We start from the raw sequence: 9,665 nt of genomic DNA, 5'->3' as shown, positions 1-9,665 counted from the left end.
GCTTGAATTTGCTGAGAATTCGCGATACTTGCTGTCAGGAGATCTGAAAAAACAATCGCGATAGACGCTTTTTTGAGGGCTAGTATTTATCATGACATAGTTATATAGCAATGAAAGGGGCTAGATAGCTGAAAGTGGTGCTGTCTTTTTTAATTCCTTGTGGGGCAAATAGTCTGCTACCCACTCACCAGATGTTTTAAGATTTGCGCGACTAAGTATAGTTCGTTGCCTTCGGCAATACTGAGGGTAAGTTTAGTAAATTTATCGGACAGGGCATAGTGGGAGGAGTCGCGATCGCACTTAACGAACAGATAATCTTCTCCAGTGGTAATCAGGACGAACACAGGAGAAATTGGCGCATCGACCATGTAGGCTAAGGTTTGGGCGATCGCCTGTCGCATACTAAAGCCGTAGCGTTTACTTTCAATCACAATCAACCAGAGGCGATCATGAATCACCAGGGCATCAATTAACCCATCCAGCAGGGTATCACCATCTTCAATTCAAGTCGGACATATTTTTCACGCCGCACTTGGTAAGGCGGATCGATGAAGCCCAGAGTTTCTAGCAGGGGAGAGAGCAGAATTAAGTCAACAGTACCTTCGGTGATGGCTCCACTGTCGGCGTAATAAAGATAACGCTGTTTGAGGTGGTCGAGCCTTGCTCTTTCGATGTCACTCAAGGGGGACAATGGCTCTTTCCATTCCGTGAAAAAGGTTGCATCTGTGACCAACATTAGTTGATGCTAGAGGGTAATGGCGGCAATCCACAGGTCATTCTCGCCGATACCCAATGGACAGTAGGGTTATTCTTGCCGCAGTCCATTAGCTCAGTCTATCGACATGCATCACCACCAAACTCTAGTCGTTGATTCAACTTAAATGACGACCGCGTGAAGAGGCTGTAGAGTGGATTCAGGATGATCCTCGACAGGAAAGCCATGAATGTTCTAACCCTCAATTTGGATGGCGTACACCTGACGGATGAGCAGTTCTGGCAATTGTGTCAGCGCAATCGAGACTGGCAATTTGAACTGACTGCGACTGGAGAATTAATTGTGATGGCACCTGTTGGTGGAGAGAGTGGCAATCAGGAAGCAGGTCTGATTGCAGATGTAGAAATCTGGAATCGTCAAACTGGGTTAGGGTATGTCTTCAGTTCCTCTACGATCTTCAAATTACCCAATGGTGCCAGTCGATCGCCGGATGTAGCCTGGATCCAAAAAGACCGTTGGGAAGCGCTGACTCCTGAGCAACGGCGCAAATTTCCCCCGATCGCACCTGACTTTGTGATTGAACTGCGCTCTGCCACGGATCCCCTAGAACCGCTACAACTCAAGTTGCAGGAATATATCGATAATGGAGTTCGCCTGGGTTGGTTGGTGAATCCGCAAGATCAACAGGTTGAGATTTACCGCCCTCATCAGCCTGTAGAAGTCTGCTCCTTACCCACCGAGCTATCAGGAGAACAGGTACTTCCAGGATTTCTACTGCCTCTGGCTGTTTAACCAACCTTGCGATCGCCAGTGCGAGTCTAGGCTGATTTAGCAACTCCAGGGTTGAAGTGATGAAGAGTTAGGGGATCTGGCTGAAATGATTCAGGGGCTATTGGAGTCACGGCGGAAGGAGGCAGAGGAGGAGAACCAGGAGACTCGTGAGGATGGCACACCGCTGGGGAAGCACAGAGGCGGGGGCATATTGAGCTGAAGAGGATCCCTGATTCTAAGACGGGTAAGACTTATAGACCTTATCGCTATCTGCGCTATTGGGGGGTGACGAAGAAAGGAACAAAAGGGCTGAAGAGCGTGTATTTAGGGAAAGGAGATGGGTAGGGGGCGATCGCTTCTATCTTAAATGGGGTAAAAACGATCGCCCAGGGTATATAGATGGCGATTGCCCTCTATTACCCTGAATTTAAGCGGGTCGTAACCTTACCCTCACCGGGTTGAAGGAAAGAGTAACCGAAGGTTAATCATTGCCATCACCATCTCCTCGAACTGTATACGCCCGTATGAGTTCATCACTATCTAGCACAATTGTCTGGTCTGCTGTTAAAGGCAGGTCAACAGTTTCTACCAAGTCTCGACTGTCACTGAGAATAGCATCGATGACAAAGCCCGGATGCCTTTGGCTGATACTGGCCCCTGCAAATTCTTGCATCCCATCAAAGGTCGTAAAATCAGCTTTGGGTTCATTCTTTGCAGTGTCCCACTCCTCGAATCTTGCACTTATAACGGGTCTTAGAAGCGTTCTCGTGCTATCGGCAATAACCTGAGTTTGAATTTGAATCTTTGGTCCATGACTATCAAATTCATCATCTCCTCTAATTCTTGATGGGGAAAAGGTAATTTCAGGCAGAGAGAAAGTATCTTCAATAAACTGACCTTGGGGCGAGCGTAATCTGACTCTCACAGGATTGAAAGTGACAGAAACAGAAGGTTCATCACTGCCTCCGCCTGCCCGTTGCCTGGTATCCCCTTGAATCTCGTATCGCCCTACTAAAGCGTTTGAGCCTCGTAGGATGGTTTGAGTTTCCCACAACCCCACGTCAACTGTTTCAAAAGTATCTGCACTAGCGACCAGTGAATTGACGATAAATCCTTGTAGAAGTCCGCTAATATCAATAGGATCGCTGGAGAAGGAGCCATCAAACGTTGTAAAGTCTGATCTGGTTTCTTCAAAGAGCGCATTTCCTATAATTTGAAGTGTATTGTTCTGGATAACCACACGGGACTCGATCTTTATACATGGACCATTTCCAGAAAATTCGAGATCGCCCCGAATATGTGGTGGTATAAACGTAATGTTGGGGATTGTAATGGGAATTGCAAACTCTGCCTGAATTAACCCTACTCCTGTAGCATTATCCACTTTCGGATCAAGCCCTGGTGTGTAAGGATCGTCCATATCAAGGGCATTTTTTTGCATAATGCTAAAGCTATCACTGGTATCGCTTTTGGCCTGACAATTGGCATTGCAGCTAGTGCAGCAGGTGGTGCAGACCTGAATCCTGCGAGAAATATATTTAGCGTAATTACAATTTGTGGAGCAGTGAGTGTAGCTTTTGGTTTCTGCTTTGGCTGGCAAGTTGGACTGCTAACCACTACTATTTCAATTCTCTGTACTTTGCGAATTCCTTTTTATGGAGTTGAACTGCTCTGGAGCTTATGCAGTTCAGGTCAATCGATCGGTCATCCGCTAGATTAGGACGAACTTTTGATTTTTCGTTTACCCGGTATTCGGAGGAGGCTAAATCAGCAACTTCAATGTAGTGAACAGCAAGGATTATCTACCCTCTGTAATTTGGCTTGTAATCCCTTTCAGCGATGGGCAGCACAGTACGTTCTCAAAACTTATCTACACCAACAGCCATCCCCATTTCGCTGCTTATATACCTTATTGACACACCCCATAGCAGATGCTTACATTTTTGCGCCAGTGACACAGCTAGGGTGGGAACGATTACCAACCATCAAGCAAGTTCTATTGGCTGAACTCAATGGCAAATAGGTAGACTGCACAGTTGATGTAACGGGTAGTTTGATTGAGCGATTAGTTTACCATTTGACACTTTCCCTACGTCATTCTAAACCAACTCCTCTGACATTTTTTGCAGGCTTACTTCTCCAATTATTAGCTCGCAATGCACCTGACTCCAGGGATGGAATGCTATCTTTACTGTCGAGCAACTTTTCAATTTACACCAACTTAGTAGATTATTCAGAAGGGTTAGAAATCCAACGATCATTTGAGGTGATGCATGGCTTTTTAGCTTGTGATCGACTTTCTGCCTTGCCTCAAACAGTTAATCTAGCATCTAGCCTGCCAAGCCTCAAAGGTTCAATTCGCCCTCAACTATTGATTGCGTTGAATCGTTTACAGGATATTGGATTAGACATAGTCACTTACCTGACATCTGTTAGCCGGGTTAATAAGCAGGCTGCACTTTTAAGAGCAAACAGTGCGCTTGACAACCTGAGTGATTACGTTATTGCAGAAGTACTCATCCCAGAACAAATTATTCTCAGACACATTATTTACCATTGGCATCGATTAATCAGCGAAGCAGGGGGTGACATTGGGCACGTTGAGACTTCAACCCCTGTACCAAACCCTTATGTGGTTGGTAACCCTATGCTCGGCCACACCTTCGTGGGGCGCGAAGACATCATTCAGTGATTGGAAGAACTGTGGGCAAGCCCTCAGCCACTCTCCATCATCCTGTACAGACATCGACAAATGGGTAAATCCTCTATTCTGCATAATCTCAAAATGCATTTAGGAGGTCAGACAATCGCTATCAATTTCAATATGCAAGTTGTGGGAAGTGTAAATAATACAAGTGAGCTGCTTTATGCATTAGCTATAGAAATTTACGATAGTCTCACCTCAACACAACAGTCAGAACTAGACGAGCCTCAACATAACAACTTTACTTCTTATAATCCTTATCAGATATTTTGGCGTTTCCTAAAACAACTGGATAAAATTCGGAATCGACATCGATTTATTCTTGCAGTTGATGAATTCGAGATACTTGAAGAATTAATCAAAGAAAATACTGTTGAACAAAGGCTTATCGGATTCTGGCGCGGGCTAGTCCAAACTTATCCCTGGTTTATAATGATTTTTGCTGGGCTGCACACACTTAATGAAATGCGAAAAGACTACTGGTCTCCTTTATTTAGCAGCACTATCGCAATTCCAGTCAGTTTTTTGTCAGCAGATGCAGTTCAGAAATTAGCGACACAGCCATCTCCCGAGTTTGATATTGAGTACGATCGGGAAGTAGTGGAAGAAATTTATCCTATTTGTCGCATCGCCCCTGTAGTGCTCGTGCCCATATGGAACGGCTTAGCTATTTTGTTCACAATGCTCAGATTAACGCTGAGCGATTTTATGAGCCACTGCTGCGTCATGCTTTGCAAGCATTTACCGGAAAGAGCGTGCTGTTAACCCTGGACACCAGCTTGTTATGGGACAGATTTTGCCTGGTCGAGGTGTGTTTGGTCTGGGGCGGACGCTCGATTACTCTACGGTTGAGCACTTGTTGCCTCCGGCACAACAGGCGTATCTGTTCCCCAATGTCAGCGTCCTCAATGCAATTGCTTGTCATCTGGCGACTGCGACTGTTGCGGGGACAAAAGACGCTTGGGCAGTGTTGTCTGACCGTTCACCGTCATTGCAAACCTTTGCCCTTTATGGTCAACGCTTTGGCGGCATTGAGCCGCACTTCAAGGATTACAAGTCTGCGGCTTTTGGGGTGCTGCAATCAGGCCTACGTGATGCCCAAGCGTTGAGCTGTTTATTCATGCTGCTAGATTGTGCTTCCTTGATTGCGCTCATGCTCGGCAGGATGTGCGTACCAGATGGGAAGCAGTCTCAGCTCGATTGGCATGGACAACGGGGCTTAAGTTTTCTGCAACTGGGTTTGAGGGCGCTTGCCCGCTGTTGTTACCAGCGATTACTCTTGCCCCTATTCCGGGCGTTGTCGAAGCACAGCCCCCCTCCCGCTTGTGCCTCGCACCGCAAGCACGACACTTTGGACTGTCGTATCGAGTTTTCTAAAGTGACCAACTTCTCATACTGAGACCGTCTGAGATTTCTGCACCACTAAGGTCCCCCTCTCAGTTTTGGAAGAGGAACTTCAAGCCATTTCTACTTTCCTTCTCCCAAACTTAGGAGAAGAAATTGAGGGATGAGAATAGACTTCTATAAATGACATGTATAAACATATTTGATTATTTAAAGAACTGGTTAAAAATCTTAGAAGACAAACGTTTTGTATAGGCGAAATTCATGTACTTAATTATCTTTTTCAATAGACGGCTCAAAAGCCTATTGAAAAGGCTTTGCAGTGATTTTTTAAGATTTCTGTGGCGCATGAATCAACATTTTGAGCATTGAGCATGGTAGATAATTATTAAATTCAAGATTGAAAAATACGAATACTTAAACAGCTCAGAAAATTTGTCTTTCTGAGGAATTACTTTATGGTTGCAAACCCATTCTGGCTAAAGAACTGAGGCTTTTCTATCAAAGAACTCAGTTCTGGATTTGGACAAAGTTCAGTTTCTTTCCTAACCCCCGCGAGGTGATTGTTGATGGCTCCTCTTTTCATGCAAAGCATCTGGTTGGTGCCATGTTATTCGTTGGTTGGGGCAGTTCTTTCAGTCCTTTGGTTCCCATCCATTACTCGAAAAACTGGCCCCCGGCCGGCTGGCTACATCAATGCCTTGATGACACTGATTTCATTTGTTCACTCTTTAATTGCACTTTCGGAAGCCCTGAACCACCCAGCCTATCAGCTTTCATTCACCTGGCTGAATGTGGCGGGGTTAAGCCTGGACTGGCCGATCGTTGTCTCGTCCTTAACTGTGGGAGCACTGGCTCTCATTTGTGGCCTCAACCTGCTGGCTCAAGTCTTTGCGATCGGCTATATGGAAATGGACTGGGGCTGGGCACGCTTCTTCGCAATGCTGGCTCTGTTTGAAGCAGGGATGTGCACTCTGGTACTCACAGACTCCTTGTTCTTCAGCTACATCATTTTAGAGATTCTGACCCTTTGTACTTATCTACTGATTGGTATCTGGTTCAACCAGTCTCTCGTTGTGACTGGGGCGCGGGATGCATTTCTCACCAAACGGATTGGTGACCTGTTTTTATTGATGGGCTTACTGGCGCTTTATCCGCTTTCCCATACCTGGGACTATTCCGAGTTAGCTGAGTGGGCCAAGACAGCACAAGTTGATCCAACCACGATCGCTCTTATTGGTCTGGCCTTAATTGCTGGCCCCATGGGTAAATGCGCCCAGTTTCCGCTGCACCTGTGGCTGGATGAAGCAATGGAAGGCCCAATTCCTGCTTCCATCTTGCGAAACTCAGTCGTTGTAGCAACTGGAGCCTGGGTACTAGTGAAATTAGAGCCTGTACTGGCGCTATCTCCCCTGGCGATGAATGCCTGTGTTTTTATTGGCGGGGTCACGGCAGTCGGCGGTGCAATGATTGCGATCGCTCAAATTGATGTTAAACGTGCGCTGTCCTATTTGGTGAGTGCCTATATGGGTGTGGTGTTCATCGCGGTGGGGGTGGGTGAAACCAAAGCGGCTCTCATGCTGGTGCTAACTCATGCGGTTGCCATGGCTCTGTTGCTGATGCCCGTGGGTGGAGTCATCTGGAATTGCATTACTCAAGATCTGCGGCAGTACGGCGGACTGTGGGCACGTCGTCCCATGTCTGGCTTATCGTTCCTGGTGGGGCTGGCCGGTCTGGTTGCCTTACCCCCGTTTGGCACCTTCTGGTCCATGCTGGAACTCGCTGATGGCCTATGGAATACTCATCCCTGGTTAGTCGGCCTGTTGCTGGTTGTGAATATCCTGACGGCCTTTGGCTTGACTCGCGTATTCTCCTTAATTTGGGGAAATGAGCCGAAGCCCATGACCACCCGAGCGCCAGAGGTCTTCTGGCCGATGACCCTACCGATGATGATTTTGATGGGTTTCACGCTGCACCTGCCATTGGTTATGCAGGCCACAGGGCTGTTGCCAAGCTGGGTTGGAATCAATAAGGATGTTGCTCTTCTGTTGTTCTGGTCGAGTGTGTTTGGTATTGGCCTGGGTGGAGTAGTCTACCTGAATCAGGCGATCGCCAAGCCCATTCAGCTTCCCTGGAAAGGCGTACAGGACTTGCTGGCCTACGACTTTTACACTCGCGACCTTTACCGCTCTAGTGTCGTGCTGGTAGTAGATGTGGTTTCCCGCATCACCTCCTGGTTGGATAAATATCTGGTAGATGGACTAATTAACCTGTTTGGTACTGTTACAGCCGCCAGTGGTCAGAGCTTGCGATACAGCACCACAGGCAAGTCCCAGTTCTATATGCTGACCATTTTGTTGGGTATCTCTGCCCTGATTTTGTGGGCAACTTGGCCTTTCCTATCCCATCTGTCCTTCGTTTTCAGTGTCAATGTGCCGACCCAACAGCCCGTCGGCTAATTAGAGACATTTCAGCGGAATGTCTCTACAGAAACCCTCTGGATTTCGCCACTCCTATCCTGATCTCTAAAAATCCACAACCCTAACGTCTTATGCTGAGTGCATTAATTTGGTTACCCGTTTTAGGAGCTATCGGCATCGGGTTTTGGCCTGGAAAAGTAGCCGCCGATCGCGCTCGTCTGGGCGCTTTGGGGGTTGCTGGTGTGGCCGCTTTACTGAATATGTGGCTCCTGATTCAATTTAATGTTAGTGCAACTGATTTACAGTTCCAGGAATTCTTCCCCTGGATCAGTGTCCTGGGGTTGAACTATACCCTGGGAGTAGATGGCCTCTCCCTACCGCTGATCACGCTTACCAGCCTCCTGACGCTGGTGATTCTGTTCAGCCAAGTCGGCTTGAGTAAGGTTGCCAATCCCGATCGCCTGCGACTGTTCTACATCCTGGTACTCCTGGTAAATGCTGGGGTCGTGGGCGCACTGGTATCCCAAAACCTGCTGCTGTTCCTGCTGTTTTACGAACTAGAACTGATTCCGTTCTATCTGCTCGTCATCATCTGGGGCGGACAGAAGCGGGAATATGCCGCCATGAAGTTGCTGATTTACACGGCTGTCTCTGGAATTCTGATTCTGGCCGCCTTCCTGGCGGTGGGCTGGCTGAGTGGAGCTTCCAGTTTTGACTACGCCGATATTAAAGCAGGCGCTTTATCTCAACGCGCTCAACTGATCTTGTTAACGTTGATGCTGGTTGGTTTTGGCATCAAGATTCCGCTAGTTCCCCTACATACTTGGTTGCCGGATGCTTATGTAGAAGCATCTACTCCGGTAGCCATCCTGCTGGGAGGAATTTTTTCCAAGTTAGGCACGTATGGTCTGGTTCGCTTCTGTGTCGGTCTGTTTCCCAAAACTTGGTCACTGGTTGCTCCAGGACTGTCCATCATTGCTTCCGTTTGCATCATCTATGGGGCACTAGTCGCTATTTCTCAAAAAGACATCAAGCGTATGGTGGCCTATAGCTCGATCGGGCACATGGGCTATGTTCTGCTCGGTGCGGCGGCCCTGACTCCTCTAGCCATGGTGGGTGCAGTTTCTCAGATGGTCAGCCACGGTTTAATTCTGGCACTCCTCTTTTATCTGGTTGGGGTGATTGAGGATAAAGTCGGCACCCGTGAACTGGATGTCTTAAATGGATTGCTGAATCCATTACGCGGTCTTCCCACAGTAAGCGCTTTGCTGATTCTGGGTGGTATGGCAAGTGCCGGAGTTCCCGGTCTGGTTGGATTTGTCGCTGAGTTCCTGATATTCCAGGGATCATTCACTACCTTCCCCCTGCCTACTCTACTGGCTGTTGCAGGTTCAGGACTGACTGCTGTTTACTTTGTGATTCTGCTGAACCGCACATGCTTTGGCCGGCTAGACAATTACACTGCCTACTACCCAAAAGTGACTGGCCTGGAAAAGCTGCCTGCCCTGATCATGACTGCCCTGATCTTTTGGCTGGGAGTACAACCCACCTGGTTAGTGAAATGGATTGAACCAACATCCACATCTCTGGTCGCTGCGGCTTCCCCGCCAGCGATCGAGCGAGTCGCGGTTAGTGCATCCCCCTCTCAACACACTGTTAAGTACTGAATTCCAGGAAACCTTAGTCCAGACCCAATTCATCACATCTCTTC

9 protein-coding genes are annotated in these 9,665 nt (G+C 47.6%); 6 read left to right on the top strand and 3 right to left on the bottom strand.

The genetic code is table 11. From position 1 onward, the window contains the following. Window positions 1-176: 176 nt before the first annotated feature. On the bottom strand, window positions 177-458 hold the full coding sequence (locus ACUVQO_RS13615; RefSeq protein WP_445926411.1) for a hypothetical protein: 282 nt from the start codon (window positions 456-458) through the stop codon (window positions 177-179). A gap of 11 nt (window positions 459-469) precedes the next feature. Further along, window positions 470-736: a hypothetical protein gene (locus tag ACUVQO_RS13610; protein WP_445926410.1), complete on the bottom strand. Its 267-nt coding sequence runs from the start codon at window positions 734-736 to the stop codon at window positions 470-472. 204 nt (window positions 737-940) lie between these two features. On the opposite strand from ACUVQO_RS13610, the gene ACUVQO_RS13605 reads away from it, so the two are divergent. Beyond that, entirely contained in the window at window positions 941-1,507 is a 567-nt protein-coding gene (locus ACUVQO_RS13605) for a Uma2 family endonuclease (RefSeq protein ID WP_445926413.1), read from the top strand. Window positions 1,508-1,967: 460 nt separating this feature from the next. Here the strand turns inward: ACUVQO_RS13605 and ACUVQO_RS13600 are convergent, their stop codons facing one another. Next, the gene (locus ACUVQO_RS13600) at window positions 1,968-2,927 is read right to left on the bottom strand and encodes a hypothetical protein (RefSeq protein ID WP_445926409.1); all 960 of its coding nucleotides are present in this window, start codon (window positions 2,925-2,927) and stop codon (window positions 1,968-1,970) included. A gap of 612 nt (window positions 2,928-3,539) precedes the next feature. On the opposite strand from ACUVQO_RS13600, the gene ACUVQO_RS13595 reads away from it, so the two are divergent. The 5 genes from ACUVQO_RS13595 (at window position 3,540) to ACUVQO_RS13575 (ending at window position 9,621) form a co-directional block, all read left to right on the top strand. Next, window positions 3,540-4,178, top strand: a complete 639-nt coding sequence (locus tag ACUVQO_RS13595; RefSeq protein WP_445926408.1) for a hypothetical protein — start codon at window positions 3,540-3,542, stop codon at window positions 4,176-4,178. Then, window positions 4,179-4,955 carry a hypothetical protein gene (locus tag ACUVQO_RS13590; protein ID WP_445926407.1) on the top strand — a complete coding sequence of 259 codons (777 nt, stop codon included), beginning with the start codon at window positions 4,179-4,181 and terminating at the stop codon, window positions 4,953-4,955. It begins immediately after the preceding gene. A gap of 19 nt (window positions 4,956-4,974) precedes the next feature. Then, complete coding sequence (locus tag ACUVQO_RS13585; RefSeq protein ID WP_445926406.1) at window positions 4,975-5,589, top strand: hypothetical protein; 615 nt, start codon at window positions 4,975-4,977, stop codon at window positions 5,587-5,589. A 514-nt stretch (window positions 5,590-6,103) separates the two neighbouring features. Further along, on the top strand, window positions 6,104-7,993 hold the full coding sequence (locus tag ACUVQO_RS13580; protein WP_445926412.1) for an NAD(P)H-quinone oxidoreductase subunit F: 1,890 nt from the start codon (window positions 6,104-6,106) through the stop codon (window positions 7,991-7,993). Between the two features lie 92 nt (window positions 7,994-8,085). Beyond that, the gene (locus ACUVQO_RS13575; RefSeq protein WP_445926405.1) at window positions 8,086-9,621 is read left to right on the top strand and encodes an NADH-quinone oxidoreductase subunit M; all 1,536 of its coding nucleotides are present in this window, start codon (window positions 8,086-8,088) and stop codon (window positions 9,619-9,621) included. Window positions 9,622-9,665: the final 44 nt, after the last annotated feature.

It is taken from the genome of Leptodesmis sp. (assembly GCF_052746595.1).
The sequence above is the reverse complement of the archived record's forward strand: the minus strand, read 5'-3'. Positions and strand labels throughout refer to the sequence as shown.

Coding starts and splice junctions, on each gene's coding strand:
- ACUVQO_RS13610 (WP_445926410.1), bottom strand. CDS start 736: ATGTTGGTCACAGATGCAACCTTTTTCACGGAATGGAAAGAGCCATTG.
- ACUVQO_RS13605 (WP_445926413.1), top strand. CDS start 941: ATGAATGTTCTAACCCTCAATTTGGATGGCGTACACCTGACGGATGAG.
- ACUVQO_RS13600 (WP_445926409.1), bottom strand. CDS start 2,927: ATGCAAAAAAATGCCCTTGATATGGACGATCCTTACACACCAGGGCTT.
- ACUVQO_RS13585 (WP_445926406.1), top strand. CDS start 4,975: ATGGGACAGATTTTGCCTGGTCGAGGTGTGTTTGGTCTGGGGCGGACG.
- ACUVQO_RS13580 (WP_445926412.1), top strand. CDS start 6,104: ATGGCTCCTCTTTTCATGCAAAGCATCTGGTTGGTGCCATGTTATTCG.
- ACUVQO_RS13575 (WP_445926405.1), top strand. CDS start 8,086: ATGCTGAGTGCATTAATTTGGTTACCCGTTTTAGGAGCTATCGGCATC.